The sequence below is a fragment of the Micromonospora sp. NPDC049204 genome, assembly GCF_040647935.1.
In the GTDB taxonomy this organism is placed as follows: Bacteria; Actinomycetota; Actinomycetes; order Mycobacteriales; family Micromonosporaceae; genus Micromonospora.
Genome location: NZ_JBEZDC010000007.1, coordinates 341,021 through 365,584, shown reverse-complemented (window position 1 = coordinate 365,584; position 24,564 = coordinate 341,021). Strand labels below are relative to the sequence as shown.

Here is a 24,564-nt window from a genome sequence, read left to right as displayed (position 1 = left end):
AGCTGCGAACCCAACTCTCGCCGCCATCATCGGCTGAACTTCGTCCTCCTGTCCGGCTCCGTACGCCCGGGCAGGCTCGACGCACGATGATCCCGATAAAGCATGCGGATCGCGGCGTGAGCGTAAGGTCTGGCAGCCTGCACAGAACGTCCAGCCGCGGCCGACGCGGCTCCGTCCAACGAGGGGCCGCCGTGTCCAGCGAAACAACTCGGTCGCCGCTCGTACTGTCGATCTCATGGGGCCACTTGGACGTCGAGGACCTTGGAGTTGGCAAGGACTTCAAGCTCTACCCCAGCGGTGGCCGCCCGTGGGACTGGTCCGAAACCGGTACCCGCCACAGCCCCGGTGTTCAGCCCGATGATGTCCAAGAGCTTCTGGCCCACGGCGCCACGACCGTCGTACTGTCGCGTGGCATGCAACTGCAGCTGCAGGTCGACCCGCTTACCCTCAGACTGTTGGAGGAGCGCGGGGTGACCGTCCACGTGGCCGAGACCACCGAGGCAGTCCAGATCTACAACGACCTCGCCACCAGTGGCACCGCAGTCGCAGGGCTGTTCCACTCGACCTGCTGAACGCAACGATAGAGACACGCTTGCAGCGGCAGATCAGGATACTTGTCGAAATCTGCTGGAGCGGAACTACAGTTCCCCGATGGCGTTCAACTTTGGGATCACCGGCTACCAGCCCAGGTTGGCGCAACGGAATCGCTGACGTCGCCGGTCGTCACGGGCAGCGACTGCGAAGCCTTGTCGGCCGAGGGCTGACGTCCACCTGGGTGGTGTGGGATGACGACGACGACTCGTGGTTCGCCGACTGCCCGGTGGTGCTCGACTTCGATGAAGAGCGCTTGGAAGTCAACCATCAGAAGTTCGATGACCTGTCGATCACCTGGTGCACGATCGATGTGACCCGGGCGCCGTTGTGGCCGACGTCGGATGGCTTCCTCCTGAGCTGGCGCGACGATGCTCCCGCGCGGTTGGCTGCCTGGCGCGGGCAGCGGATCGAAGCGGTGGAAATCCTGGAGTACGCCGGGGGCAACCTCGCTGACAGCAGCGTGGCGCTTGGCCTGCGATTCGCGGATGGCTGGCTGACGATCTACAACGCGCTGGACGAAAACGGGATCGAGGCGGGCGAACTCTCCCCGCAGTACCGCCGACACCAGTTGAGATGAGCCCGCAACTCTGCGACTCGACCAGCCGTGAACCCCCGTCCGTCAGGTGCCTTCCGGATCGATCGGACGTCGACGAGCCCGACCAGCGGCATGAGCGTGCACCGGATCAAGGGCGATCAGGGCGACGGAATCGGGCCCAGCATGCGAAGCCTGGTGCGGGCTGACCTGTCGTCGGCATCTTCGACTGAGACTGGCTGCCGAGCAGCTGCGGGTACTCAGGGCCATCGGGAGTCGAGCAGCGCGATCCTGCGGGCCCCGGCCGTACGTCGGTAGCTGGCGTCGAGTAGCTCGCCGACCTCATCCCAGCCGATGTCATCGGTGAGGTCCACCCCGACCCACCCGTAGGCCCCTAGGTAGGCCGGCACGAAGCAACGGTCTTCTGCCAGCAGCGCCGTGCGCTCTTCGGGGTCGACCAGCACGATCACCGACTGTTCGTGCTGTTGATAGACGCCGTCGACCTTCACCGATCCCCCGTAGTAGGCGAAGACTTTGGTGGTGTAGAAGGCGGGACGCCCATGGGAGACCTTCTCGGCCGCGTCGGGGAAGGCCAGGGCGAGCGTCCGCAGCCGGCCCAGGAGCGGGTCTGCCTCGTCAAACATGAGGGGGTGCGGCATACCAGAAGGTAAGCACATCCTGGGCAGCCACGGCACCCTGCACCACGCGCCTCGCGGCAGAAGAGTGCGCCGCCACAGCAGCATCATCGCTGGGCGTGGAGACCTTAATCGGTGGCTGTCAGCCGCACGCGGTGGTGAGGCCCATTCGCGTCATTGCCACGGTCAGGGCCGAAAGCCGCCAGCCATGGTGATTCGTTCCAGGAAGAGTCAAGCCGTGCCGATCGAGCCGACAGCGGCCCCTGCGGATGCGGAAGCGGTGGACGGGCGGCGGCGGACGGTGCCTCCCTACTTGGGACGGCGACGTCCGGGGCACAGCCGTCCTCCGTGCTAATGACCGGCTCGACGGGCGCGCGAGCGGACCGTCGAGCGGCATCGTCCGCGAGCGTTCGATCGTCTCTGCATTCACCTGATTGATGGAGGTAGACCATGATTGATGCACTCATCACCGCTAAGGCTCGCACGCTGCGGGCGTTGCACGATCAATCCGTGCTGGTGCTGCCGAATGCTTGGGATCCGGCTAGCGCGGCTTTGGTGGCCCGGGCCGGCGCGGCCGCTGTGGCGACTACCAGCGGCGGCGTGGCCTGGTCTCTCGGCCGGCCCGATGGGGAGATGCTGACACGGGAAGAAATGATGGAGGCGGTGCGCCGCATCGCAGCGGCCGTCGATGTACCGGTGACTGCCGATGTCGAGGGTGGATATGGCCTCACGCCCCAAGACGTAGCAGCCACTGTCCGGGCGACAATCGAGGCGGGCGCCGTTGGAGTGAACATCGAGGACTCCCGCGCCGCAGACGGCACGCTGCTGCCCGTCGAGGAGCAGATGCAACGTATCCAGGCCGCACGGAAGGCGGCGGCCGGCGCCGGGGTGCCGGAGTTCGTGATCAACGTCCGCACCGACGTCTACCTGTTTCAGATCGGCGAGCCCGCAGGACGGCTTGACGCCGTCCTCGCCCGCGTTGCCGGATACGCCAAGGCCGGCGCGGACTGCCTGTTCGTGCCAGGTCTGCTGAACCTCGATACGCTCAGCGTGCTGACCGCAGCGTCACCGCTGCCAGTTAACGCGATGGCGGGACCGGGCGGACCGACCGTCGCCGAGCTGACCGCGGTCGGGGTTCGCCGGATTAGCGTCGGGACCGCGATTGCCCAGGCAGCGTATGGCGTGGCCGAGCGGGCCGCCCGCGAACTACTGGAGGCGGGCACCTACCACACGCTCGACCAAGCTGTGAGTTACCCGGAGCTTAATGCGCTGTGCACGCCGGAACCCCGGTGACCGATTGAACGTCCGGGTGGATCACGCTGCTGTTCAATGAGTCCTCCGGTCAGGAACGCAACTTGCGTGGCAATCAAAAACTCACTCTTCTCGGCATGAGCGGACGGCGCCCTACCGCCTCCGCAGGGCGCCAACGTTTGACGCCTTCGGGCACGCCGAAGAGGTCTTCAGCCTGAAGGGCCTGGCCAGGGCACTGCACCTGGGATCGGTGTCTCGAATGACGGAACTACGGCGGACTCCAGCAAGCTCACCCGCAACGTTCCACACGATATGCGCCACGTCTACAGACGTGGCCTTAGGCGAACCGAGACGCCGGCCGGCGCCAGCCATCCCGGGAGCAGCAACACCTGACCACTTCGACCTCTACTGGGAGGTCACGCCGCACCGCTCCACGGCATCGCCACAGGTCAACGCCCTCGTCTCTGTCCCTCGTCGGTGAGCACTTCGGGCGCGGAGACCACTTCGCCAACCTGCACCCAATCTGCTCCCAGTTGCAAGGCCAGGTCCACCAACAATTCGTTACCGCCTAGACCTGCGCACACTCCCCTGCCAGGCCACATAGAACCTTGTCGACCGCTGTACAGAACCGCAGAGCACTCCGCGGGAAACAGGACGTCGCACCGACTCTGACCTGCGAGAATGTGGAGCCGCAGGCAGGGGTGGGTGCAGTTGAGTGCCGTTCGGTGCCGTTCGGTGCCGTTGGATGCAGTTCAAGGCCCTTCTGGGCACCCTCTTGCTCCCCACCTGCTCCCCCTAGACCGGGCTCACAATGGACCGCCGATCGATCGTGAGCTGCCGGCCCATTGCCTTGATTGGCACCAGCGCTGGCTCCCGCAGCTGCATCGGTCGATCGGGGAGCACGCCCACGATCGCCACGCCTTGTCAGCGGCCAATAGGTGCCCGAGGTGCTTCGGATCGGCGATCTCGAAGCTGAACCGGCTCACCGCCACGAGGTCGCGGGTTGTGGTTACTGTCGCGGAGAGAATGTTCACTTGCTCGTCAGAAATCACGCGAGCTACATCGACGAGCAACTTTCGACGGTCGAATGCCTCTACCTGAATGACTACCAGGAAGCTCGAGGTCGAGGTTAACTCCAGCTCACCTCCGCCACTCGTTCACCCTGCGCCTTGAGATCTTCAGCGTGCTGACAGTCGTCGCGGTGCACGCTTACGCCATTGGTGCGGGTGACAAAGCCAAGACACCGAGTCTGGTGGGACCGGGTGCAGCAGCGGCACAGCTTGATCCAGACGTCGCTGACGCCCCGGACCACGACACCGGGGTCGCTGCTGCTCTGCCGGCTGCGCGGTGGCCGGGTGGCGACGGCGGTCTCGGCGATGTCCTCCGCCGCGCCCTCCTCGCCGCCGTACGCGGAGTGGCGTCGTCGATCACGACTGCGGTGGGGCTGCCGCCTTACCCATCGCGGGTGCAGGCGTTTACCACCGCCACTGGTGGGCCGGCCATTAGGCCACCAGTGGTGGGCCGGCCGTTAGGCGGCCGCGACGTCGGCGAAGCGGGGAGCGTCGGGCTCGAGGTCGACGCGAGCGGTGCGGGCGGCGAAGCAGATCGCGTGGTACCACCCGCACAGCAGCGCCACGTCGAGCAGTTGCCGCTCGTCGAACAATTCCTGCGTGGATCGCCACAGTTCGTCGTCGACGTCGCACGAGTCGTGCAGGGCGTCCGTCATTCGGATGAGCATGGCTTCGCGGCCGGCCGTCCAGCAAGGATCATCAGGCAATCCGCAGGTGAGCGAGGTGACCTCGGCCGGCGTGAGTCCGGCACGGTCAGCGAAGACCATCACGTGGACGCTCCACTCGTATTCGCAGCCGCAGCGCGCGCAGGTGCGCAGGATGACGATCTCCCGCTCGCGGAGTGTCAGGGACAGGTCACGGCCGAGTTCGTACCTGCCCCAGTGGCTCATCGCGATGGTCATCGGCAGATTCTTGGCGAACGTCCGGAACAGGCCGATAGGAGGCATGCCGGCCGGCATCATCGTGGCGAGTTGTGCCTCCACGTCCGGCGCGAACGGCGGTTCGAGCGCTGGGATGCGAGCCATGGCCACCTTCCAGTTGCTTTGGATTCAGAAGCACGGTAGCGATTCGGTTTCCGAAGCGCCAGGGATGGTGCTGCGCGGTTCAGTTCTCGCCGCCCTCGCCCAGGGCCGAGGCCCACACGTCGGACCAGCGAACGAGCGGGCGCAATGCCTGGTAGGCGCCGCGGCCCAGGTCGGTGAGCGTGTAGGCCGTGTCCGGCTGCTGGGCGACGAGGTGGGCGTCAAGTAGTTCGGTCAGCCGTTGCCGCAAAACACTGGAGGACACGTTGTCGCAGCGCTGCTGCAACGCGCGGAACCCGACCGGCCCGTGCTGCAACTCCCAGACGATGCGCAGGTTCCACCGGCGCCCGAACAGGTCGAGGGCGGCCATGAGGGGTCGCCCGGTACTCGATCCGCGTACCGGCTGGCCTGGCTTGGGTGCCGTCATCGCCTGCGCCGCCCCTCTTGATGCTTCGATCTTCGATACAGTAGCGTCCGGTGAGTTGATTCGATTTCCGAAGCGATCGGGGTGGCTTCGTGAGGCGATTACGCACCGCGCTGTGCGACCGGCTGGGCATTGATCTGCCGATCGTTCAGGCGCCCGTGGGCTCCGCGGCGGGACCGGAATTGGTGGCGGCGGTGTCGGAGGCCGGTGGTCTCGGCATGCTGGCGTTGACGTGGCAGAGCCCCGATCAGGCGCGGCACAGCATCCGGCGTACCCGGGAACTCACCACCCGGCCGTTCGGCGCGAACTTGGTCCTCGACTTCCCGGTGGACGATCTGCTCACCGTGTGCCTTGAGGAGAAGCTGCCCATCATCTCCACATTCTGGGGAGACCCGACGCCGACACATGCCCGAATCCACCAGGCCGGCACGCTGCACCTGCACACAGTCGGTGACGTCGACGAGGCAGTGCGCGCCGTCAACGCCGGGGTGGACGTCGTGGTGGCCCAAGGGTGGGAGGCCGGCGGTCACGTCCGCGGCAGTACCACCACCATGGCCCTGGTACCGGCCGTCGTCGACGCGGTCGATCCGGTTCCGGTAATGGCTGCGGGAGGAATCGCGGACGGACGCGGCGTCGCGGCCGCGCTCGCGCTCGGCGCCCAGGCCGCCATGCTGGGCACCCGCTTCCTGGCCGCCACCGAAGCAGCCACCCACGAGGTGTACCGGCAGCGCTTGATCGCGGCCACCAGCCCGGACACGGTGCACACCACCTGCTTCGACGGCGGCTGGCCGAACGCGCCGCATCGCGCGCTGCGCAACACGACCCTCCAGCGCTGGCAGGCAGCCGGCTCACCGACCGCTCCACTGCGACCCGGCGAGGGCGACGTCGTCGCCGTCAACGCATCCGGCAAAGATCATCACCGGTACGAGGACCTGATGCCGCTGCCCGCGATGACCGGCGACCTGGCCGCCATGGCCCTGTACGCGGGCCAGTCCGTGAACCTCGTCCACGACGTCCTGCCTGCTCCACGACATAGCCGATCAGGCCGCCGCCACCATCGACCTGCTGCAAAGCCCGGCGTCGTGACGCACGCGCCATCCGCGGTGTTGTTCGACGTCGACGGCGTGCTGGTCAACTCCTATCCGGCATACCGCCGGATCTGGAGCCGGTGGGCGACGCTGCGCCACCTCGACCCAGACGTCGTCTGGTCCCATACCCAGGCCTCCGGCCGATCGACACCATCACGGTGGGGGCAGAGGGTGCGTCTCGATTCCAGCCCGCGTGGTGATCCGAAGGAAGGAGTGGGTCTCGCCACGCAACAGCGGCTATGTCGGCGAAATGCCCGGCCGTGTGTGAAGGACCCGGACGTTGTCCGGCACCGCCGCCTGCGCTCGCAGGGTTCGATTTCGGTGCTCAATACGCGAATGACCTGGGCGTAGGTGTCGATCCGCTCGGCGTTGTCCTCGCGGAGCCGCTTGTAACCGGCGCCAGCCATCCCGGGAGCAGCAACGCATGACCACTTCGACCCCTACTGGGAGGTCACGCCGCACCGCTCCACCGCATCATCGCAAGTCAAAGCCCTCGGCCCTGTCGCCGTCGGTGAGCACTTCGGGCGCGGTGACCCCTTCGCCAACCTGCACCCAATCTGCTCCCAGTTGCAAGGTCAGGCCAACCATCGGCTCCTTACCGCCTTGACCTGCGCACACTCCCCTAACAGGCGACATAGAACGTTGTCGACTACATCGCAGAACCGCCGAGCACTCCGCGGGAACCAGGACGCCGCACCCACTCTGACCTGCGGGAACGTGGAGCCGCAGGTAGGGGTGGGTGCAGTTGAGCGCCGATCGGCGCCGTTGGATGCAGTTCAAGGCCGTTCAGGGCACCCTGCTGCTCCCGGTCTGCTCCCCCACCCGGGCTCGCACCCGGCCGCACCGATCGTGAGCTGTCAGCCCAGTGCCTTGGATGGCACCTGCGCTGGCTCCCACGGCCGCATCGGTCGACCGGGGAGCACGCCCACGTCCGCCGCGCCTTGTGAGGCGGCTGCGCGCCCGCCCGGTGAGGGGCGTGGGAGCATCGCCCAGCGCGGCCGGTCGGTGGCGTACGGGATCTATGCTTCCGGCGTGTCTATCGCCCTATCTGGCGGTGGCTGATCGCGCGGGGGAGGCGGGTCGATGCGGGTACCGACGCTTGTCGTGTCGCTGACCCGGCCGAACACGTACCGCGGGATCGGGCCGGCGGTAGCGGCTGCACCCCATGGCGCGCTGATCCTGGTGGAGCCGGGCCGTTACGACGGGCAGGTCGTCGTGCGCGCTAAGGCAGTCACTATCCGTGCGGTCGTGCCGGGTGGGGTGACGGTGGAGAACCGCGACGCCGCGCCTGCGGTCCACTGTGAGGGTGCGGAAGCCGCGCTGCAGGGTCTGGTGTTGCGGACGTGGAGTTCCGACGCGTCGGCGACCGTCTCGGTGGTCGGTGGAACTCTGATCTTGGAGTCATGCACCGTCACCGGGCAGGCTGTCAACGCCGTGCTCAGCGAGCGAGGTGCCGCAAATGTGCGTAACTGCCATGTCCATGGGATGCGCCGTGGCGTGGCCTTCATCGACTCCAGCGGAGTCGTCGAACACTGCCGATTGTGGGACTTCGACGAGTACGCCGTGCTGTCCAAACGGGACAGCCAGCCGATGATGCGGCATTGTCACGTGCAGAATGTCGGTCAAGGCTTCGAGGCGTTCGAGGGCGGCCGCGGCACAGTCGAAGACAGCCAGTTCTTCGGCGTACGGCAGACAGCCGTCGCGGCGAGTGGACGATCCCACCCGACGGTACGCCGGTGCCGGATCTCGGACGGCCGGGGTAGTGGGCTGGCTTTCAGCGGATCGGCCGGTGGATTGGTCGAGGATTGCGAGCTGACGGACGTTGAGGGTTGCGGCGTCGAGGTCTCCGGCGGCGCTAAGCCAGACATCCGCCGCTGCCTCATAGAACGGGTGGGCAGAAACGGTATCTACGTCAGCGGCGCCCAGGGCACTTACTCCGATTGCACCGTGACCGCCAGCCGGCTGCCCGCAGTCGCCGCAGTCAGCGGGGCGGCCCCGGAGGTGATCGGTGGTGTGCTGCGGGGGGCGCGTGAGGACGCATTGCTGATCCAGGCCGCTGCCGGCCGGTACACCAACGTCCAGATTGAGGACCCGGGCCGGTACGGGGTTCGGGTGCAAGGCGGAAGCCCGACCTTCACCAACCTGACGATATCGGGCGGGGAGGGTGGGATGGTGCTCGACGGCGCCGTTGACGCGGACGTTCGAATCGAGGGCGCAACCCTCCAAGGCGCGTCGCAGAGCGGGATCGCTGCTGAGGGCTCCGGCCGACTCACCGGCACGATGGTGCGGGTAGAGGATGCGCCAGCCGGCGTGGTCGGGGCCGAAACAATCTCGATCAACCTCACCGAGGCAACCGTCTCCGGCGGCGTTGTCGGTATCGTCGGGGCAGACCAGGCTAGCTTTCGCCTCGACCGCTGCACGGTCAGTGGCACAACTGGTTCCGGGGTAACGCTGCGGGATCATTCCCGGCTGGACATGCGGGCAGGAACGGTGCGCGACTGCGGCGGGGACGGCGTGCAGGTGGAAACGGACGCTCCGGTACTGGTAGACGCGTGCGAATTCGTTAACGTGGTCGGCGAGGCGGTACGAGGTGCCGACCGGCCGCTCGTGTCGGTACGCGCTCCACATCCACCCGACAGCCTCCACGAACCAATTGACTCGGCGGCCGACGTCGACGGCACCGGCCGCGACGACGATCCGGATCACGCCGACCGCAGTCGGCCCGGAGGTGCCGACGCAGCCACCAGCATCGACGCTTTGCTGGCGGAACTGGACGCGATGATCGGACTGGCGGCGGTCAAGCGCGAGGTACGAACCTTGGTCCATCTCATTCGGGTCGGTGACCAGCGGCGGCGTGCCAACCTGCCGGTACTGCCGCTCAGCCGGCATCTCGTCTTCACCGGACCGCCGGGGACCGGCAAGACGACCGTCGCGCGCATCTACGGACGGCTCCTCGCCCAGCTCGGCATACTGTCGAAAGGTCAGGTCGTCGAGGTGGCCCGGGTCGACCTGGTGGGTCAATACCTGGGGAGCACGGCGCTGAAAACCTCCGCGGTGTTCGAGCGAGCACTCGGCGGCGTGCTCTTCGTGGACGAGGCTTACACACTCGCCCGCAAGTTCGGTGCCACCTCGGACCTCGGCTTAGAGGCAATCGACACCCTGGTCAAGCTGATCGAGGACTACCGGGATCAGGTAGTGGTGATCGTCGCTGGATACCCCGCCGAGATGGAAGGGTTTCTAGCCACCAACCCCGGCCTCGCCTCCCGATTCACCAAGACCATCGAGTTCGCCGACTACACCCCCGACGAACTGCTCGCCATCGTCGCCGGGCTCGCCGGCCAGCACGGGTACGACCTGACGAAGCCGACCAGCGCTGCCCTGCTGCAGCGACTCACCGAGACCGTCCACGAACCGGACTTTGGCAACGGACGCGGCGCACGAAAGCTATTCGGCGCCATGATCGAGCGGCAAGCTGAGCGACTCGCCGACATATCAGCACCGACATCCGAGCAACTCCGGTTGCTGCTGCCAGGCGATATCCCGCACTGAGGGACGTCTCGTAACTGGGTGAAGGCGTTGCCCGAGGCGGGGTCGGTGGTCAGCCGGCGAGGATGATGTTGTGGAGGTTGCGATGCCTGAAGCGGCGACGGCCAATGTGGGGGCGGCGCGGCGGTAGTCGCGCAGGACCTTGAAGCACTTCATCCTGGCCAGGGCGTGTTCGCCCCCTGCTCGAACGGCGCGGTGCTCGACGTTGAGGGCTTGTTTACAATCCGGCAGGTCGCTGCCGTCAGACGGCTTGCGGTACGGCATGACCACCTCGGGGTTGCCGCGGTAGCCGCCGTCGGTCAGGATCGTGCGCCAGTACGCGGCCACCAGTAGCACCTAATCCGGCAGGTCGAGGGCCCATTGCCGGCCCGGCCGGCCGTCGGCGATGCCGTCACCGCCACGCTCGGCGACCAGTCGGACCAGCGTGCGGAACTGGGCGGCCTGCAGCCCAGTGAACGGGAAGATCCACTCAGGGTGGGCCGCGATAATTACCTGCACCCAGGCATCCGGCAGCGTCGCCTGACCACTTCGACCTCTACTGGGAGGTCACGCCGCCCGGCCGGCCGGAGGCTACGCTCAGGGGCAGATTCCGAGCGCGGACGCGGAGGCCGTCGCGCACCTAAGCGAGTGGCCTGCGAGGGTCTCCCTCACGTCAAGTTCCCGCGCTGGGGCCTTTCGACAGTCCTGGGTGGTCGTGCTCCGCGACCCGTTCCCCGGAGAGGACGTCTTCGGGTCGGAGTTGGTCACCGCCAAGACCTGTAACGATGGCGTGAGACCTGTTGAGCTCCACCACCACGAGGTCCACGTCCCGTTCCTGCCTGCCGTGTTCGTCGCAGGCACGGTCGAAGCGGTCCCCAGGACGAGCCCAGTTGGCATCAAGGATGGACGACCGAGACCGACCAGGCCGAGGCGCAGCAGACCATCGACGGTCTCACCGCCATCCTCGAAGCAGCGAACTCGTAAAGACCGCCAGACACACCATCTCAACCGAAGATCGCAAACGGCGGCTGCCGTACTAGGTTGTTCCTATCTACTCGTCGCGTTGAGCGCCGTGCGGCTGGGCCCCACTAATACCGGTCCGAACCCAGAACCAGCTTCGCTGCTCCCAAACTGCTCCCAATGTAAGCGGCGCATACACCAAAGCCCGTTACCGATGACTTCGGTAACGGGCTTCTGACCTGCACAAACTAAGGGTGGGCGATGCTGGTATCGAACCAGCGACCTCTTCGGTGTGAACGAAGCGCTCTCCCACTGAGCTAATCGCCCTCAGCGCCACTGACTCTACCCGATCGTGGAACGAGACCGGAAATCCGGGGTCAGTGCGTCGCGAGGTACTGCATCACCTTGGCAACCAGGTCGATGCCGAGGCTGAACTTGAGCGACAGCCAGACCACGGTGGCCACGAAGACCAGGCCGACGGACCCGAGGACGATTCGCACCAGCAGTGACTGTCGAGTCACCCACTGTGTCCAGCCGTAGACGTGTCGGCGGGTGAAGCCGAGCAGCCGGCGCGCCCAGTGGTATTCCACGGCCCAGATGCCCAATCCGGCGATCACCAGCAGCCAGCCGGGGCCGGGTAGGGGGATGAGAGCGATGCCGATGGTCACCACGATCGCTCCCGCGATCGCAATGAAGATCTTGAGGGCGATCCGGCCGGTGGGGTTGGCCCGGATGAGGTCGAGTGTCAGCGCGATCCGTTCCCGCCAGCGGGGGCGGCGCGGCGGTTCCCCGACGACGAGGACGCCGCCGGGACGATCGGCGCCGGACGTTGGCCGATCGGCGCGTTCGGGCTGCTCCATCGGTGTTCCGTACCCCCGCTTTTCGGCTGCTCGGACCGCGACCTTCGGCGGGCTGGGCGCCGCGGGCCGATCCACTGAGGATTTCTTCGCCACCATTTCACCCCCCAGTGTCGCTCAGGCCCGTCACTGCAACGGCCGACTGGACGTTACCGGAGTAAGTCGACGACTGAACCACCCGATGCCGGGCGGGATCACGCACTGGGCAGAACCGGAAATCCTACATGAATGCTCACATTCACGCGGTCTTTCCGTCCCCCTTCCCACCACTGGGTGAAGTCAGCGTATGGCGGAGCGTAGCCAGGAGTAGCACCTGAGTATGGGAAAAGCGGGACACGCGCGTTCCGCAGCGGTGCCGGGGGGAGAACGTCCATGAGTGTCATCCGACCGACGACCGTAGAGGTCGAGACGTCGCTAAGGCTCGTCGCACCTGACGCCACCGCCTTGCCGGTGCGTGCCAGTCTGCGTTACGACCCTGCTGACCCGTATGCGGTCCATGTCCTGTTCCATGCCGAATCGGCAGGGGGCGAGGCGGTGAGTTGGTCGTTCGCTCGCGAACTTCTGGTCACCGGCCTGGACGAGCCGGCCGGCATCGGTGATGTTCGGGTCTGGCCCTGGGCCACACCGCGCGGCGACTTCGTCGCGCTGGCCCTCTCGTCACCGGACGGCAACGCCCTCTTCGAGGTGCCGCGCAGCGTTCTGGTGCGTTTCCTTCGACGGACGTACGTCGTCGTCCCGCGCGGCCGCGAAGCCGAGCACCTGGACGTCGACACCGCGGTGAACCGGCTGCTCGCCGGTCGCTGAGCACCGCCTGAACGGGCAACACCGGCCATACCGGGGCCGCGCGGATCTGCCGAGTCCGCGCGGCCCCGGCACACCCGGGGGTACGCGGGCAGCCCGACCCGGGGTGGCCGGTGCTCAGCCGTGGGTGGTGATGCCGCCGTCGACGGGGATGACCGCCCCGGTGAGGTAGGCGCCCGCCCGCGACGACAGGTAGATGGCTGTGCCGGCCATGTCCTCGGGGCGTCCGATGCGGCCCAGCGGCACCTGCTGCTCGATGGCGGCCCGGCTGGCGGGGTCCTCCAGCGCGAAGGCCATCATCTTGCTCTCGAACGGGCCAGGCGCGATCGCGTTGACGGTGATCTGCTCGGCGGCGAGTTGGTGGGCCAGGCTGCGGGTGAGCATGTGCACGGCCGCCTTGGTGGCCGAGTACGCGTACACCTCCATCCACGGCACCCGGATGCCGTCGATCGACCCGATGTTGATCACGCGGGCCGGGTCGTCGGCGCTGGCGGCGGCGCGTAGCGCCGGCAGCAGCGCGGTGGTGAGCCGGAAGACGGCCTTGACGTTGACGGCCCAGAGCTTGTCGAACGCGGCCTCCGGGTAGGTTTCCAGCGGTGCGCCCCAGGTCGCGCCAGCGTTGTTGACGAGCACGTCGAGACGGCCGAAGCGCTCACGTACGGCGGCGGCCAGCGCCTCGGCACCGGCGTCGTCGCCGAGATCGGCGGGGATGGCGTCGCACCGGCCCTCGGCGGAGAGTTCCTTGGCGACCGCCTCGCAGACGTCGGCCTTCCGGGACGAGATGATCACGTGTGCGCCGGCCCGCACGAAGCCCTGGGCGATCATCAGACCGATCCCCCGCGACCCGCCGGTGACCAGGACCGTCTTACCTTCGACCGAGAACAGCTGCGTCATGCCCATCCCATCGCGAGTCGGCGGGTCCGCCGACCGGTCTGGCGGCCGGCGGAGCGCCGGGCGGACCGCGGACCGGACGGCACTACCGCCGGGTAACGTAGCCCGGCCGCCGGGACGGCGACAAGCCCCGCGGGCGGCGCCGATTCTCCGACCCACGTCGATTGGGATGCGGTGACCTGCGGTTCGGACTACCGTCGCAGGCGATGGTCTTCACCGGTCCCTCCCCCGCGCCACCGATCGGTTCGGCTCCACCCGTACCCGACGAGATCGCCACGTTCGCGCTGGCCGCCCTTGCCGGTGACCCGGGCTGGCGTCGGCCGGTGATCGTCGAGCAGGAGTTGCTGATCCTCACCACGCGTGGGCACGGCGACGCGGAACTCGACTTCCACCTCCTGCCGTGCCGGCCCGGCACACTGCTGCGGGTCCGCGCCGGCCAGGCGCTGCGCTGCGCCGGCCCGCAGTTCGACGCCACGGTGGTCTCCTGGGACCCCGAGGCGCTGCGCGGCTTCGACGTCGACCCGGACGCGCCGGTCACCTGGCGGCAGCTGGCCGGCGAGGACGAGGACGCGGTGATCACCGAGGTGAGCCAGTTGGCGGTGGACTGCCAGCGGCACCCCGACGACCGCACCGCCCGCGCGCTGCTCCGCCACCAACTGGCCGTGCTGCTGCTCCGACTCACCCTGGCCGGTGCCGACCGCCCGACCCCCCGGCCCGAGGATGAGACGTTCCACCGGTTCCGCCAGGAGGTGGAGCACCGCTACCCGCACACCCGACGGGTGGAGGACTATGCCGCCGATCTCCGCTGCTCGGTGCGTACCCTGACCCGGGCGAGCCTGGCCGTCACTGGCCGCAGCGCCAAGCAGGTCATCGACGAGCGGGTCGCCTTGCAGGCCGGGCGGCTGCTCGCCGCGACCGACCAGCCGATCGCCCAGATCGGCCGGCAGCTCGGCTTCTCCGAGCCGACGAACTTCGGCCGCTTCTTCACCCGGGAGGTCGGGGTCAGCCCCGGCGCGTTCCGGGCCGCCCGCGACCACCGGGCGACCGGCCGGGTGGTCCGGCCTCGACCGCCCGTCGAGCCGACGGGCGCCAACGTTGGTGGCAGATTCCGCGCCGGCGCGCTCGGCGAAGCGGCCAACGGCGGCCACGCCGGGCCGTCCGGGTCGCCCACCGGACCGGCCCGCGGCACCGGCCGGGCATGATGACAGGGTGCAGATCTCCGCGCGCGGCGACTACGCGGTACGGGCGGCACTGAGCCTCGCCACCGCGTACCCCTCGCTGCTGTCCACCCAGGCCATCGCCGGGGAGCAGGACATGCCCCGCAAGTTCCTGGAGGCGGTCCTGGCGGATCTGCGCCGGGCCGGCATCGTCCGCGCCCAGCGCGGTGCCGAGGGCGGCTACACACTGGCCCGTCCGCCGCGCGAGGTGACCGTCGGCGCGGTGCTGCGGGCGGTGGACGGCCCGCTGGCCGGGGTGCGCGGCCTGCGCCCCGAGGAGACCCGGTACGAGGGCGCGGCGGAGAACCTGCCCGGCCTGTGGGTGGCGGTGCGGGCGGCAGTCCGGCGCGTGGTCGACGAGGTGAGCCTCGCCGAGATCGTCAGTGGTCGACTGCCCGCCCACGTGCGCAAGCTCACCGCACTGCCCGACGCGTGGGAGCCACGCTGATCAACCCGCGCCTGGGAGCCACGCTGATCCACTGGCGTGTCAGAGCGTCTGGACCACGTCCTCGGTGGGCAGCCGGGGCAGCCGATCCTGCCAGGAGCCCGAGCCGGGACGGCCCACGTTCATGACCAGCAGCGCCTCGTGCCGCCCGTCGGGAAAGAACTCGCGGGTCACGCCCGCCGCGTCGAACCCGGCCATCGGACCGGCGGCGAGCCCCGCCGCGCGTACGCCCACCAGCAGGTAGCCGATCTGCAGGGTCGCACTGAACCGGGCCTGCTCGACCCGGGTCGCCCGATCGGTGAGCCAGTCGCGGGCCTGTGGGCGGTGCGGGTACAGCTCGGGCAGCCGCTCGTGGAAGTCCACGTCGGCGGCGAGCACCGCCACCAGCGGAGCGCTGGCGGTCTTCGCCCGGTTGCTCGACGACAGGTGGGGCAGCAGTCGCGCCCGGGCCGCCGCGCTGCGCAGTACCAGCACCCGCAGCGGTTGGCCGTTGTACGCGGTCGGCCCGTACCGGATCAGGTCGTGGATCGCCGCGACCTGGGCGTCGGTGACCGGCTCGTCGGTGAACGTGTTGGCGGTGCGGGCCGCCCGGAACAGCAGGTCCTGGGCGGCCCGGTCCAACGCGAGCAGGTCCGGTGCGGTCGCTGCCGTCACCGGGGTACCGGCGCGGTGTAGCCGCCGCGGTGGTGCACCAGTGGCGTGCCGTCGCCGCCATCGCCGAGCGCCAGGGGCTCGGCGATGACGAGCGTGTGGTCGCCGGCGGGCACCCGGTGCACCACCCGGCAGAACAGTCGGGCCAGCACGCCGGTCAGCAGCGGCACCCCGAATGGTCCAGGCGTCCAGTCCGGGTACGCGGCGAACCGGTCGATGCCACTGGTGGCGAAGATCGTCGCGGCGTCCCGCTGCCCCGCGGTCAGCAGGTGTACCGCGACGTGCTCGGCGCGGGCCAGCACCGGCCAGCTCGACGACGCCGTCCCGAGGCAGAACGAGACGAGCGGAGGGTCCAGCGACACCGACGTGAACGAGGTGGCGGTGAAACCGGCCCGGATCGCCGCGCCGATCCCACCCCGGCGGGCGGGGTCGGTGGCGCGGGCGACAGCGGTGACCACTGTGACACTGGTGGCCTGTCGACGCAGCAGGGCACGGAACAGGTCCGAACTCACCGGTCGCAGCTCGGCCGCGTCCACCTGTGGACGCTCCACGGTGGTCATGCCGACACCTGGGCCGGCGCCGGGTTCGCGAGGGTCTGTCGGGGAGCGCCGGAGCAGCGGCGCGCGGCGGTGATCGGGGCGTCGGCGAAACGAGGTGGGGACATGCGCAGTCTCCTGATCTGTCCACGGTGGGAGGCGGGGACGCTCGGAGGGGGTGGGGAGGCACGCTGCTCCGCGTTGAGCGGGCCGGCGGTGTGAGTGTGACGCTGGAGCCGAGCCGGGTGGACCGGTCAGCTCAACAGAGCGCGCTCGCGTGCCGGACCAGGTCGACGTGCACACGAGCGGTGAGGTGAAGCTCATCCCGCTGCGACATGACCTCATGTTGCCGGGACGGGATCGGCCGGTCAACGGTCTTCCAGAAGGTGAGAATTGCACCGTAGCCGATGCAACAAAGCGCCCCTAGCAGTGCCTACCGTGGCAGAACACCTATCTGTTGAATAGAGATTGGCGGTGCGCGACCGGCACTGTCCAGGACGGACGGCGAGAGGGTTTCAAAAGTTGTCGGTTCGGGCATGTTCGATCTCGACACGGCAGGGAACGGTGACGAGGGGAGACCTCCGATGGGCCTCATGTTTCGCAAGCGCAAGAAGTACGGTCCGATCATCCTGAACTTCACCGAGAACGGCTTCTCCTCGTGGAGCATCAAGATCGGGCGCTGGTCCTGGAACTCCAAGGCCCGTGCGCACCGGGTCGACCTGCCGGGTCCGCTGTCCTGGAAGCAGGACAAGTCCCGGTCGTAGCCTCCCGGGAGTCGAGCGGGGTGCCGGTGATTCACCGGCACCCCGCTCGGCGTCTGCGGGCTCTCAACTCCCGGCCCGGGGGCGGGGACGGGCCTGGTCAGCTCGGCGTTATCAGCTCGTCGCCGGCGAGCTTGCCGGCCTCGCGGTCGCGTCGCACGTCGCCCGCGTCGAGCAGGTCGGCCAGCGCCCGGTTGGCGTCGGCGGCACGGTAGACGGTCGCGGTGAGGGTGTGCCGACGCAGCTCGGTGACCGACCGTGGTCCGCCCCGCCGCAGCTCCGCCAGCAGCTCGCGGGCCAGCGGTTCGAGGTCGGGATCGCCGGCCACGTCGACCGTCGCGCCGGCCGGGTCGCGGTAGCGCACGCCGAGGTCCGCGCCGACCGCCCAGAGCGCGTCGCGGACCGCCTCCAGACTCCGGTCCGAGCGACTGCCGAACGCGATCACGCCGGCGGCCTCGCCATCCGGCAGCACCGGCACCAGCTCGGCGACCAGGGGAAAGCCGACCGCGACGAGCGCGTGACGGGCACTGCTGCCCGCGTGCAGCAGCACCTCCCCGGTACGGCCGTTCGCGGCGGCGGTGAGCAGGTCCCGGCTCACCTCGCCGGGCACGTCCACGAAGGAGAACAGCGGCGAGCCGGCCGCGCCGGCCGCCTTCAGGGCGACCGGCAGCCGGTCCGGGGCGCCGGGCAGCAGGTGCACGGTGACCTCGGCGGGCAGCTCCGCCTCGACCGGGCCGAGGCGGGCCGGCAGGTCGGGTGCGCCGTCGGCCAGCACCAGCACCGTCACCTGCCGCCCGCGCAGCTGGTCGGCGTGCGCGGCGACCAGCTGCAGCGCGGCCACCGCGCCGCCCGCGTCGGTGCCGGCGAGCGCCACGGTGGCCCGCCGGGAGCGGTGCAGGGCGGTGGGCAGCCAGGTGGTCAGCTGGCGGACCAGCAGCGCGCGGAGGAAATCGGTGGTCCGGTCGGTCGACATCGGTCCGTTCTACCGTACGGCCTGGTCAGGCCGGCACGGAGATCCCCACCCCGCCCCGGGTCTGCCCGCCGTAGCGCTGCCGCTCGGCGTCCAGGTCGAGCCGACCGATCTGCTTGCGGGCGGTCAGCGCGGCGTCGTCGAGCAGGTTGGCGGGGACCAGCCAGACGATCTCGAACTCCAGGCCGTCCGGGTCCTGCCCGTAGAGGCTCTTGGTCGTGCCGTGGTCGGAGGTGCCGACCAGCGCACCCGCGGCGGCGAGCCGCTCGGCGGTGACGGCCAACTCGTCGAGGGTGTCCACCTCCCAGGCGAGGTGGTAGAGGCCGACGGTGGCCCGGCCGGCGGTCGACCGTCCGGCTCCGGCACCGATCTCGAACAGGCCGAGGTCGTGGTCGTTCGTGGAGTCGGGGGCCTGGAGGAAGGTGGCGCCCCGGAAGCCGTCCGGGGTCATCGCCACCGCACGGAAGCCCAGCACGTCCCGGTAGAACGCGACGCTGCGGGCGAGGTCACTGACGTAGAGGACCGCGTGGTTGAGCCGGTGGATACCCATGCCCCCAGGCTAGCGCGGTTTGGTTGAACGTTCAACCACCTGAGCTATGATGGCCGTCATGACCCGCTGGCTGGACCCCGACGAACAGCGCACGTGGCGCGCGTACCTCGCCGCGTCCCGGATGCTGATGGACACCCTCGACCGCGAGCTGCAGCGCGAGGCGGGCATGCCGCACGCGTACTACGAGATCCTGGTCCGGCTTTCTGAGGCCCCCGGCCGCCAACTACGGATGAGCGACCTGGCCGAGGCCGCGGGGTCGTCGCGCAGCCGGCTCTCGCACGCGGTGGCCCGGCTGGAGGCGGCCGGATGGGTGCGTCGCGAGGACTGCCCCACCGACCGGCGTGGGCAGGTCGCGCTGCTCACCGACGTGGGTTTCGCGACCCTCGCGGCCGCCGCGCCCGGCCACGTCGAGGGGGTACGCCGGCACCTGTTCGACGCGTTGAGCCCCGCCCAGGTCGACCAGTTGCGCCGAATCAGCGAAACCCTGGCCGACCACCTGAGGAGATCCTGACCAATCGACACCGGCGCGGGTCTTGTACTTACCGTCGTCGAATGAGCACGATGGGGCGTGTCTTCCGGCTTCGGCGAACTGACTGACCAGGCGCACCACCTCGTGTCGGCCGGCGATCTGGCCGGCGCGCAGCAACTGCTCGCCGACGCGCTCACCGACGCCGACCCCCGCCCGGCCAACGCCACCGGAGAGTTGGCCGAGGCGGCCAGCCTCCAGGCGCGAGTCTTGGTCGCCCTCGGTGAGCCGCACTCGGCCCGAGGATGGGCCGCCTTCGCGTACGCGGCCACCACCCGGCTGCACGGCCGTTCCGACCCGCGCACGGTGGCCGCCGCGGCGACCCTGGCCGCGGTGTTGCACCGGGTCGGCAGCCACTCCCGGGCCGCGCGGCTCTACCAGGAAGTGATCATCGAGCTGACCGCGCAGGACGGCCCCGAGTCGCTGCGGGTGCTCGCCGCACACGCCGACCTGGCCACCGTCGAGTACGCCCGGGGCCAGTGCACGCTCGCCCGGGACCGGCTCCAGGACGCCTGGGAGCTGCACCGGGAGATCTACGGCGACGGGCACCCCAGCGGCATCAAGATGCTGGCGCGGCTCGGGGCGATGCAGCGCGACTGCGGGCAGTTCACCGAGGCGCACGACAACCTGGCGCTGGCCCGCGAGCTGTGCCGGCAGCACCTGCCCGCCGACGATCCGCTGGCCGCACAGGTGGCGGCCCTGGCCCGAGCGGCGGCCAATCCCGACCACGCCTGCGCCGACAACCCGCCCACCGCCCGGGACACGCCTGTGGTGCCGGCCGCCCGCGTCCCACCGCACGACGACGACCCGATCGAGCCCGACCACCAGCCACCGGCCCCCCACCAGGCCGGGTCGACGGCCGGCGGCACGGTTCCGAATCCGCGAACACCCGCCGACGAGCCGGTCGGGTCGACGGGCACCAGGTGGCCACCCGAGACGGCGGACGAACCCTCGCCCCACCACGCCGACCCACCGGTGCCCCCGTCGGTGATCGGGCTGGCCGGCGGCGCCGAGGAGCAGCCCGGGGTGTACCGGCTGCACCGCCCCGCCACGCCGTCCGACCCGTACACGCCGTCCGACCCGTACACGCCGTCCGACCCGTACATGCCGTCCGACCCGAACGCTGCGGCCGACCCGTACACGCCGGCTGACCCGTACGCGCCGGTTGAGCCCTACACGCCGTCGCGTCTGCTGCCGGTCCCCGTACACCGGGCACCGGCGGCACAGCGCAACCGGCTGGTGCCGGTGCTGGTGGCCGGCGTGGTCGTGGTGCTGCTCGGCGCGGCCGCGGTGATCGCCGGGGTGGCCGGGGTCGACGGCGACGACGAGCCGACTCCGCCGCCGGCGAGCAGCTCCCCCACCGCCAGCGCGCCCGCCGCCCCCGCGCCCAGCTCGGGCAGTGCCGCGCCCACGCCGGCTGACGCCGGCGCGCCGCCCGGCAGTCCGCCCGGCGCGGTGAGCCTGCGCGACACCCGGGACAGCATCGCGCTGAACTGGACCTACCCGGCCGGCAGCGAGGGTCCGGTGGTCATCGCGGGTGGCCGTACCGGTCAGGACCGCAACGTCTTCGCGACCCTGCCCGCCGGCACCACCAGCTACGTCATCTACGCGCTCAACCGCACCAACGACTACTGCTTCACCGTCGCCGTGGTCTGGTCCACCGACACCGTCGCCAACTCCGAGCAGGTCTGCACCCGCCGCCGCTGACCTGACAGGCTGACGGACCGTGACCGCTGGCCTGGCGATTCAGATGTGACAGCGCGTCACAAAGGCCACGCCGACGGCATGCCGAAGTGGGTGAGCGGGGGCACCAGCGCCATCACGGTGCGTCAACCATGTGCCCCGGAGACGCCTCGGCCGGTGCAGCCGGCAGCAGCAGGCACACCCGGAGCCCGTGCTGCTCCGGGGCGTCGGTGAGGGTGATGCTGCCGCCGGCGCGTCGTACCAACTCCCGGACGATGGCCAGCCCCAGGCCGGCGCCGCCGTCGTCGCGGGCGCGGCCGTCGTCCAGGCGGGTGAACCGGTCGAACACCCGCTCCCGATCGGCCGCCGGGATCCCCGGGCCGTCGTCGGTCACCGTCACCAGGTGGTACGCCCCAACGCCAGCCCCGATCCGCTGCCGCGCCGCCGACGCCTCGGCGGCGAGCACCACCTCGCCGGACGCGTGCCGTACCGCGTTGTCGACCAGGTTGGCCAGCACGCGCCGTAACTCGTCGGCGTTGCCGATCGTCCACAGCGGCCCCGGCGGCATGGCCACCCGCACCGGCGACGCCGGGTAGCGGGCGGCGACCTCGGTCAGCAGCCCGCCCAACTCCACCGCGCCGGTCCCCCGGGCCGGCGGAGCCTCGTCCAGGCGTGCCAGCAGCAGGAGGTCGTCGACCAGCCGGCTCAGCCGGTCGGTGTCGGCCAGCAGGTTGGCGGTCACCGCCGTCCAGTCCGTGCGGTCCGCGAGGCGCTGCGCCACCTCCAGCTCGGTCCGGATGTTTGTCAACGGGCTGCGCAGCTCGTGCGCGGCATCGGAGACGAACGCCCGTTGACGTGTTCGGCCGGACTCCAGCCGGTCCAGCATGCCGTTGAGGGTGACCGCCAGCCGGTGGATCTCGTCGGCCGACGCGGGCACCGGCAACCGACCGGTACCGGCCCGCCCGGTGATCTCCTCGGCGCCCCGACGTAACGCCTCGACCGGCCGCAGCGTCGCGCCCACCACCCGCCACGCCACGCCGGCCAGCACGGCCACCAGTAGCGGGAAGGCCACCAGGAGGATGACCCGGACCACGTGGGTGCTCTGCCGCACGTCGGCCATCGAGCGGGCGACCAGGACGGTGAGCGGATCGTCCGCCGTGCCGGCCGGCACGGTCACCACCCGCACCGGGCCGGCGAGCCCGACCCGCTCCGCCGGCACGTCCAACTGCTGCCGACGGTCCCGGTGCAGCCGCTCCGGGCGGACCATCGGGACGAGCCGGTCGGCGTCGATCGAGGCGGCCCTGATCCGTCCCTGCCCGTCGACGACCTGGACGCGGACCTGCCCACCGGCCACCGGCAGCGGGTCGGGCAGCACGTCCTCGGCGGCGAGCAGGGCGACCGCGTCGGCGGTCCGGAATGCCTCGGTGTCGACGTTTCGCTGGAGCACGAAGCGCAGCGCGCCGAGCAGCACCACCCCACCCAGGGCCAGCCCGATGGTGAGGCCGAACACTCCGATCGCCAGGAGCCGCCCCCGCAGCCCCAGCACCGGCAGCCAGCCGCCCCATGCGCGACGGGCCGGCGCTGGCCCGCCCGTGGTCACGTCGCCAGCCGGTAACCGACGCCCCGGACCGTCTCCAACCGGTCCCGGCCGAGCTTGCGGCGCAGGTAGCCGACGTACACCTCGACGATGTTCGGCGCGGTCTCCAGGCTCGCGTTCCAGACGTGGTCCAGCAGTTCGATCTTGGAGATCACCTGACCGGGCCGGCGCATCAGGTAGTTCAGCAGCGCGAACTCCCGTGCGGTGAGCGTCACCTCGGCGTCGGCGCGGGTCACCCGTCGGCGGGCCGGGTCCAGTCGCAGGTCACCGACGGCCAACACCGCCGGGCGTTCCGGCGCGCCCCGACGCAGCAGCGCCCGCAGCCGGGCCAGCAACACCACGTACGAGAAGGGCTTGGTCAGGTAGTCGTCCGCGCCGCAGTCGAGGCCATCGGCCTGGTCGTACTCGCCGTCCTTGGCGGAGAGCATCAGCACCGGCAACCAGTGCTGCTCCGCTCGCAGGGTGCGGACCAGCTCGTAGCCGGAGAGGCCGGGCAGCATCACGTCCAGGATCATCGCGTCGTACCCGCCGTGCCGGGCCGCGTCCAGGCCGGCCGGGCCGGTCCGCGCCACGTCCACCGCGAACCCCTCGGCCCGCAGGCCGCGTTGTAGGGCATCCGCCAACCGGGCCTCGTCCTCCACCACCAGCAACCGCACGGTTCAAGGGTGCCACCCGGGTCAACAGGTGCCGACTCGGCGTCCTCAGCACGTTCTCAGGCCCGAGGGAGGAGGATGGCAGCAGGAGGTGCCACCATGTCCGTCCTGAGAAGCCGTCCCGTCCTTCGTTGGCTGGTTCCGGCCACCGCAGCCGTCGCCGTCATCGGCGGTGGAGCAGCGATCGGCACGTTCGCCGCCGAGGCTGAGCCGAGCCTGCCGCCGCGTACCGCCGCCCAACTCCTGGTCGACCTGCAGACCTCCCGGCTGGAGGGGGTCTCCGGGACCGTCGTGCAGCGCGCCGACCTCGGCCTGCCGTCACTCGTCGGGTTGATTCCCGGCAACGACCTGACCAGCATGTTGACCGGCACGCACACCCTGCGGGTCTGGTACTCCGGCCCGGAGCGGCAGCGGGTCGCGCTGCTGGACACCCTCGGCGAGCAGGACGTGATCCGCAACGGCCGGGACGTGTGGACCTGGGAGAGCCGGACCAACACCGCCCGCCACCGCACGCTTGGCGACGCCGAGACCGGACGGGCGGCGCCCGAGGCGCGCCCGAGCCTGCCGGCCACTCCGCAGCAGGCCGCCGACCTGGCGTTGGCCGCGATCGACCCGAGCACCCAGGTGAGCGTCGGCCGCTCGGCGACCGTCGCCGGTCAGGACGCGTACGAGCTGGTGCTCCAGCCGCGCGACGAGGGCTCCCTGGTGCACCAGCTGCGGATCGCCATCGACGCCAAGCAGCACGTGCCGCTGCGCTTCGAGGTGCTCGCGAAGGGCAGCGACCAGCCGGCGTTCGAGATGGCCTTCACCCAGATCGACTACCGCCGGCCCGCAGCGGACCAGTTCACCTTCAACCCACCGCCCGGCGTGACCGTCACCGAGGAGAAGGCCGAGCGGCCGGGCGCGGGCAGGCCCGGCCACGTCGAGCCGGCCGGTGATCCACAGGTGCGCGCGGTGGGCACCGGCTGGACGACCGTGCTGGTCGCCCGCCTCGACGAGGCGATGGGCGGTAAGCCGGCCGTGGGCGGTAAGCCGGCCGACGCGAAGCCGGCCGCGCCACCGGCCGGCGCCGCACCCGACATGGACCTGTCGAAGCTGCTCGGCGGGCTCGCGGCGGTCAAGGGCGACTGGGGTAGCGGTCGTCTACTCACCAGCAAGCTGTTCAGTGTGCTGCTCACCGACGACGGCCGGGTCCTCGCCGGCGCGGTCACTCCCGAGCGGCTCTACGAGGCTGCTCGCGGCTGATCCTCCGATGTCCGCGCCGGGTCGACCCTCGTGGTTGGCCCGGCGTCATCGTGTCCGGCCCTCGCGCGCAGGCGGGCGCT

24 protein-coding genes, 1 tRNA gene and 2 pseudogenes are annotated in these 24,564 nt (G+C 70.0%); 12 read left to right on the top strand and 15 right to left on the bottom strand.

Annotated elements, in window-relative coordinates:
* The first annotated feature begins 86 nt into the window (after positions 1–86).
* Both AB0A90_RS16950 and AB0A90_RS16945 read left to right on the top strand, forming a co-directional pair.
* The gene (locus AB0A90_RS16950) at positions 87–572 is read left to right on the top strand and encodes an Mth938-like domain-containing protein (RefSeq protein ID WP_357248080.1); all 486 of its coding nucleotides are present in this window, start codon (positions 87–89) and stop codon (positions 570–572) included.
* A 203-nt stretch (positions 573–775) separates the two neighbouring features.
* A complete protein-coding gene (locus AB0A90_RS16945) occupies positions 776–1,171 on the top strand; it encodes a hypothetical protein (protein ID WP_357248022.1) in 396 nt (131 codons plus the stop codon).
* 215 nt (positions 1,172–1,386) lie between these two features.
* Here AB0A90_RS16945 and AB0A90_RS16940 read toward each other — a convergent pair whose 3' ends face one another.
* Entirely contained in the window at positions 1,387–1,770 is a 384-nt protein-coding gene (locus AB0A90_RS16940) for an MmcQ/YjbR family DNA-binding protein (protein ID WP_357248019.1), read from the bottom strand.
* A 441-nt stretch (positions 1,771–2,211) separates the two neighbouring features.
* Between AB0A90_RS16940 and AB0A90_RS16935 the strand changes: the two genes are divergently transcribed.
* Positions 2,212–3,054: an isocitrate lyase/phosphoenolpyruvate mutase family protein gene (locus AB0A90_RS16935; RefSeq protein WP_357248017.1), complete on the top strand. Its 843-nt coding sequence runs from the start codon at positions 2,212–2,214 to the stop codon at positions 3,052–3,054.
* A gap of 884 nt (positions 3,055–3,938) precedes the next feature.
* Here the strand turns inward: AB0A90_RS16935 and AB0A90_RS16930 are convergent.
* The 3 genes and pseudogenes from AB0A90_RS16930 to AB0A90_RS16920 form a co-directional block, all read right to left on the bottom strand.
* Positions 3,939–4,426 (bottom strand): annotated as a pseudogene (locus tag AB0A90_RS16930) (ACT domain-containing protein); the annotation flags it as partial.
* A 114-nt stretch (positions 4,427–4,540) separates the two neighbouring features.
* The gene (locus AB0A90_RS16925) at positions 4,541–5,065 is read right to left on the bottom strand and encodes a carboxymuconolactone decarboxylase family protein (protein ID WP_357248014.1); all 525 of its coding nucleotides are present in this window, start codon (positions 5,063–5,065) and stop codon (positions 4,541–4,543) included.
* Between the two features lie 121 nt (positions 5,066–5,186).
* Positions 5,187–5,531 (bottom strand): helix-turn-helix domain-containing protein, encoded by a 345-nt coding sequence (locus AB0A90_RS16920; protein WP_357248012.1) that lies wholly within the window; start codon positions 5,529–5,531, stop codon positions 5,187–5,189.
* A gap of 89 nt (positions 5,532–5,620) precedes the next feature.
* Between AB0A90_RS16920 and AB0A90_RS16915 the strand changes: the two genes are divergently transcribed.
* Both AB0A90_RS16915 and AB0A90_RS16910 read left to right on the top strand, forming a co-directional pair.
* Positions 5,621–6,967, top strand: a complete 1,347-nt coding sequence (locus AB0A90_RS16915) for a nitronate monooxygenase (RefSeq protein WP_357248009.1) — start codon at positions 5,621–5,623, stop codon at positions 6,965–6,967.
* Positions 6,968–7,699: 732 nt separating this feature from the next.
* Entirely contained in the window at positions 7,700–10,165 is a 2,466-nt protein-coding gene (locus AB0A90_RS16910) for a right-handed parallel beta-helix repeat-containing protein (protein ID WP_357248006.1), read from the top strand.
* A gap of 49 nt (positions 10,166–10,214) precedes the next feature.
* Here AB0A90_RS16910 and AB0A90_RS16905 read toward each other — a convergent pair.
* From AB0A90_RS16905 to AB0A90_RS16895, 3 genes and pseudogenes are all read right to left on the bottom strand, one after another.
* Positions 10,215–10,660 (bottom strand): annotated as a pseudogene (locus tag AB0A90_RS16905) (transposase family protein).
* 696 nt (positions 10,661–11,356) lie between these two features.
* Positions 11,357–11,428, bottom strand: a tRNA-Val gene (locus tag AB0A90_RS16900).
* Positions 11,429–11,478: 50 nt separating this feature from the next.
* Positions 11,479–11,961, bottom strand: coding sequence for a TIGR02611 family protein (locus AB0A90_RS16895; protein ID WP_357248003.1), 483 nt, complete (start codon positions 11,959–11,961; stop codon positions 11,479–11,481).
* 369 nt (positions 11,962–12,330) lie between these two features.
* Between AB0A90_RS16895 and AB0A90_RS16890 the strand changes: the two genes are divergently transcribed.
* A complete protein-coding gene (locus AB0A90_RS16890; protein WP_007457244.1) occupies positions 12,331–12,762 on the top strand; it encodes an SsgA family sporulation/cell division regulator in 432 nt (143 codons plus the stop codon).
* Positions 12,763–12,876: 114 nt separating this feature from the next.
* Here AB0A90_RS16890 and AB0A90_RS16885 read toward each other — a convergent pair whose 3' ends face one another.
* Entirely contained in the window at positions 12,877–13,653 is a 777-nt protein-coding gene (locus AB0A90_RS16885; protein ID WP_357248001.1) for a glucose 1-dehydrogenase, read from the bottom strand.
* Positions 13,654–13,856: 203 nt separating this feature from the next.
* Between AB0A90_RS16885 and AB0A90_RS16880 the strand changes: the two genes are divergently transcribed.
* A complete protein-coding gene (locus tag AB0A90_RS16880) occupies positions 13,857–14,852 on the top strand; it encodes an AraC family transcriptional regulator (protein ID WP_357247999.1) in 996 nt (331 codons plus the stop codon).
* A gap of 7 nt (positions 14,853–14,859) precedes the next feature.
* Positions 14,860–15,315, top strand: coding sequence for an Rrf2 family transcriptional regulator (locus tag AB0A90_RS16875; RefSeq protein WP_355032917.1), 456 nt, complete (start codon positions 14,860–14,862; stop codon positions 15,313–15,315).
* Between the two features lie 39 nt (positions 15,316–15,354).
* Here AB0A90_RS16875 and AB0A90_RS16870 read toward each other — a convergent pair whose 3' ends face one another.
* From AB0A90_RS16870 to AB0A90_RS16860, 3 genes are all read right to left on the bottom strand, one after another.
* Positions 15,355–15,966, bottom strand: a complete 612-nt coding sequence (locus AB0A90_RS16870) for a malonic semialdehyde reductase (RefSeq protein ID WP_357247996.1) — start codon at positions 15,964–15,966, stop codon at positions 15,355–15,357.
* Positions 15,963–16,523 carry a flavin reductase family protein gene (locus tag AB0A90_RS16865; protein WP_357247992.1) on the bottom strand — a complete coding sequence of 187 codons (561 nt, stop codon included), beginning with the start codon at positions 16,521–16,523 and terminating at the stop codon, positions 15,963–15,965. Before AB0A90_RS16865 ends, AB0A90_RS16870 begins: the two co-directional genes overlap by 4 nt.
* A gap of 235 nt (positions 16,524–16,758) precedes the next feature.
* On the bottom strand, positions 16,759–16,836 hold the full coding sequence (locus tag AB0A90_RS16860; RefSeq protein WP_350938629.1) for a putative leader peptide: 78 nt from the start codon (positions 16,834–16,836) through the stop codon (positions 16,759–16,761).
* Between the two features lie 247 nt (positions 16,837–17,083).
* Between AB0A90_RS16860 and AB0A90_RS16855 the strand changes: the two genes are divergently transcribed.
* Complete coding sequence (locus AB0A90_RS16855) at positions 17,084–17,263, top strand: DUF4236 domain-containing protein (RefSeq protein ID WP_030333600.1); 180 nt, start codon at positions 17,084–17,086, stop codon at positions 17,261–17,263.
* 97 nt (positions 17,264–17,360) lie between these two features.
* Here the strand turns inward: AB0A90_RS16855 and AB0A90_RS16850 are convergent, their stop codons facing one another.
* Together AB0A90_RS16850 and AB0A90_RS16845 are read right to left on the bottom strand one after the other, a co-directional pair.
* Positions 17,361–18,233 (bottom strand): hypothetical protein, encoded by an 873-nt coding sequence (locus AB0A90_RS16850; protein ID WP_357247989.1) that lies wholly within the window; start codon positions 18,231–18,233, stop codon positions 17,361–17,363.
* Positions 18,234–18,258: 25 nt separating this feature from the next.
* Positions 18,259–18,780 (bottom strand): VOC family protein, encoded by a 522-nt coding sequence (locus AB0A90_RS16845; RefSeq protein WP_357247987.1) that lies wholly within the window; start codon positions 18,778–18,780, stop codon positions 18,259–18,261.
* Positions 18,781–18,829: 49 nt separating this feature from the next.
* Between AB0A90_RS16845 and AB0A90_RS16840 the strand changes: the two genes are divergently transcribed.
* Both AB0A90_RS16840 and AB0A90_RS16835 read left to right on the top strand, forming a co-directional pair.
* Complete coding sequence (locus AB0A90_RS16840) at positions 18,830–19,291, top strand: MarR family transcriptional regulator (RefSeq protein ID WP_357248077.1); 462 nt, start codon at positions 18,830–18,832, stop codon at positions 19,289–19,291.
* A 57-nt stretch (positions 19,292–19,348) separates the two neighbouring features.
* The gene (locus AB0A90_RS16835) at positions 19,349–21,013 is read left to right on the top strand and encodes a tetratricopeptide repeat protein (RefSeq protein WP_357247985.1); all 1,665 of its coding nucleotides are present in this window, start codon (positions 19,349–19,351) and stop codon (positions 21,011–21,013) included.
* A gap of 112 nt (positions 21,014–21,125) precedes the next feature.
* On the opposite strand, the gene AB0A90_RS16830 is transcribed toward AB0A90_RS16835, so the two are convergent.
* Both AB0A90_RS16830 and AB0A90_RS16825 read right to left on the bottom strand, forming a co-directional pair.
* Positions 21,126–22,511: an ATP-binding protein gene (locus AB0A90_RS16830; protein ID WP_357248074.1), complete on the bottom strand. Its 1,386-nt coding sequence runs from the start codon at positions 22,509–22,511 to the stop codon at positions 21,126–21,128.
* A gap of 74 nt (positions 22,512–22,585) precedes the next feature.
* The gene (locus tag AB0A90_RS16825; RefSeq protein WP_357247983.1) at positions 22,586–23,242 is read right to left on the bottom strand and encodes a response regulator transcription factor; all 657 of its coding nucleotides are present in this window, start codon (positions 23,240–23,242) and stop codon (positions 22,586–22,588) included.
* 96 nt (positions 23,243–23,338) lie between these two features.
* Between AB0A90_RS16825 and AB0A90_RS16820 the strand changes: the two genes are divergently transcribed.
* Positions 23,339–24,484 (top strand): sigma-E factor regulatory protein RseB domain-containing protein, encoded by a 1,146-nt coding sequence (locus AB0A90_RS16820; protein WP_357247980.1) that lies wholly within the window; start codon positions 23,339–23,341, stop codon positions 24,482–24,484.
* The last annotated feature ends 80 nt before the right edge of the window (positions 24,485–24,564 follow it).

Excerpts from the sequence above, each read along its gene's own strand:
- AB0A90_RS16880 (WP_357247999.1), top strand. The coding sequence starts at position 13,857 with ATGGTCTTCACCGGTCCCTCCCCCGCGCCACCGATCGGTTCGGCTCCA.
- AB0A90_RS16820 (WP_357247980.1), top strand. The coding sequence starts at position 23,339 with ATGTCCGTCCTGAGAAGCCGTCCCGTCCTTCGTTGGCTGGTTCCGGCC.
- AB0A90_RS16890 (WP_007457244.1), top strand. The coding sequence starts at position 12,331 with ATGAGTGTCATCCGACCGACGACCGTAGAGGTCGAGACGTCGCTAAGG.
- AB0A90_RS16940 (WP_357248019.1), bottom strand. The coding sequence starts at position 1,770 with ATGTTTGACGAGGCAGACCCGCTCCTGGGCCGGCTGCGGACGCTCGCC.
- AB0A90_RS16850 (WP_357247989.1), bottom strand. The coding sequence starts at position 18,233 with ATGTCGACCGACCGGACCACCGATTTCCTCCGCGCGCTGCTGGTCCGC.
- AB0A90_RS16845 (WP_357247987.1), bottom strand. The coding sequence starts at position 18,780 with ATGGGTATCCACCGGCTCAACCACGCGGTCCTCTACGTCAGTGACCTC.
- AB0A90_RS16935 (WP_357248017.1), top strand. The coding sequence starts at position 2,212 with ATGATTGATGCACTCATCACCGCTAAGGCTCGCACGCTGCGGGCGTTG.
- AB0A90_RS16885 (WP_357248001.1), bottom strand. The coding sequence starts at position 13,653 with ATGACGCAGCTGTTCTCGGTCGAAGGTAAGACGGTCCTGGTCACCGGC.
- AB0A90_RS16860 (WP_350938629.1), bottom strand. The coding sequence starts at position 16,836 with ATGTCGCAGCGGGATGAGCTTCACCTCACCGCTCGTGTGCACGTCGAC.
- AB0A90_RS16950 (WP_357248080.1), top strand. The coding sequence starts at position 87 with ATGATCCCGATAAAGCATGCGGATCGCGGCGTGAGCGTAAGGTCTGGC.
- AB0A90_RS16895 (WP_357248003.1), bottom strand. The coding sequence starts at position 11,961 with ATGGAGCAGCCCGAACGCGCCGATCGGCCAACGTCCGGCGCCGATCGT.
- AB0A90_RS16910 (WP_357248006.1), top strand. The coding sequence starts at position 7,700 with ATGCGGGTACCGACGCTTGTCGTGTCGCTGACCCGGCCGAACACGTAC.
- AB0A90_RS16920 (WP_357248012.1), bottom strand. The coding sequence starts at position 5,531 with ATGACGGCACCCAAGCCAGGCCAGCCGGTACGCGGATCGAGTACCGGG.
- AB0A90_RS16865 (WP_357247992.1), bottom strand. The coding sequence starts at position 16,523 with ATGACCACCGTGGAGCGTCCACAGGTGGACGCGGCCGAGCTGCGACCG.
- AB0A90_RS16855 (WP_030333600.1), top strand. The coding sequence starts at position 17,084 with ATGGGCCTCATGTTTCGCAAGCGCAAGAAGTACGGTCCGATCATCCTG.
- AB0A90_RS16840 (WP_357248077.1), top strand. The coding sequence starts at position 18,830 with ATGGCCGTCATGACCCGCTGGCTGGACCCCGACGAACAGCGCACGTGG.